This window comes from Arthrobacter sp. Dra40, from assembly GCF_059091905.1.
On record NZ_JBNHHB010000483.1, the window covers coordinates 1 to 1,430 of the forward strand.

Annotated in this window: 1 protein-coding gene; it reads left to right on the forward strand. The window is 67.4% G+C overall.

Features of this window, described 5'->3' with window-relative positions; all coding sequences use genetic code 11:
* A partial coding sequence (locus tag AC5RWT_RS37395; RefSeq protein WP_494084619.1) for a helicase-related protein occupies positions 1-1,358 on the forward strand: 1,358 nt, incomplete at its 5' end.
* Positions 1,359-1,430 lie beyond the last annotated feature (72 nt).

Below are 1,430 nucleotides of genomic sequence, written 5' to 3' on the forward strand. Positions count from 1 at the left end.
CCCTGTTCTCGGCGACCATGCCGACCGCCATCCGCCGGATCGCGAAGAAGTACCTGAAGGACCCGGCCGAAATCACGGTCAAGGCCAAGACCACCACCGGCACGAACACGCGCCAGCGCTACCTGCAGGTCATGGGCCCGCACAAGCTGGATGCCATGACCCGGATTCTGGAAGCCGAAGATTTCGACGGCGTCATCGCCTTTGTGCGCACCAAGATGGCTACCGAGGACCTGGCCGACAAGCTCAAGGCCCGCGGCTACCGGGCCGCCGCCATCAACGGCGACATCCCGCAGCAGCAGCGTGAGCGCACGGTTGAGGCCCTGCGCGACGGCAAGATCGACATCCTGGTTGCCACCGACGTTGCCGCCCGCGGACTGGACGTCGAGCGCATCACGCTCGTGGTCAACTACGACATCCCGCACGACACCGAGTCCTATGTGCACCGCATCGGCCGCACCGGCCGTGCAGGCCGCTCCGGCGACGCCATCCTGTTCATGACCCCGCGCGAGAAGTACCTGCTGCGGGCCATCGAGAAGGCCACCCGCCAGCCGGTCGAGCAGATGCACCTGCCCTCCGCCGAGACCATCAATGGTCTGCGCATGCGCAAGTTCGCGGAAAAGATCACCGAGACCCTGGCATCCGAAGACGTCTCGATCTTCCGCGACCTGATCGCGAACTATGAGACCGAGCACGACGTTCCGGCTGCCGAAATTGCAGCTGCCTTGGCCATCATGGCCCAGGGCGGACGCCCGCTGATGGTCCAGGACCTGCCCGAAGCGCCGAAGGGCCAGCGCGAGCGTGCCGGCGGCGGGCGTGACAGCATGAATTCACGCGGGCCGTCCCGCACGCTCACCGAGGGCAACGCCACCTACCGCATCGCCGTCGGACGCCGCAACCGCGTGATGCCCGGCTCGATTGTCGGCGCCATCGCCAACGAGGGCGGCCTGTCTGCCGCGCAAATCGGCGGCATCGACATCAGGTCGGACCACTCCCTGGTGGAGCTGCCCGCGGACCTGAGCAAGGACCAGCTGCGCGCGCTGTCCAAGACCCGCATCGGCGGCGAACTAATCCACTTGGAGCTGGACGCCGGCCGCAAGCCGCGCCGGGACCGCGACGACGTAGGCGGCGGCCACGGCGGCGGATTCCGCGCTGACCGGCCGTTCAAGAAGAAGTTTGACGGCGACCGGCCGTTCAAGAAGAAGTTCGACGGGGACCGCCCGTACAAGAAGAACGACGGCGAGCGCAGCTTTAGCGGCGACCGCAGCTTCAGCGGTGACCGCGCTGACCGTGGGTTCGGCGGGGAGCGCAGCGATCGTGGCTTCGGCGCCCCGCGCAAGCCGCGCCACACCCGCGACTGAGCCGGGCCCGAATAAGTCGTCCCTTCCGGGGCATCTGTCATGGACAGGTGCCCCGGAGGCGTTTAACTTGAC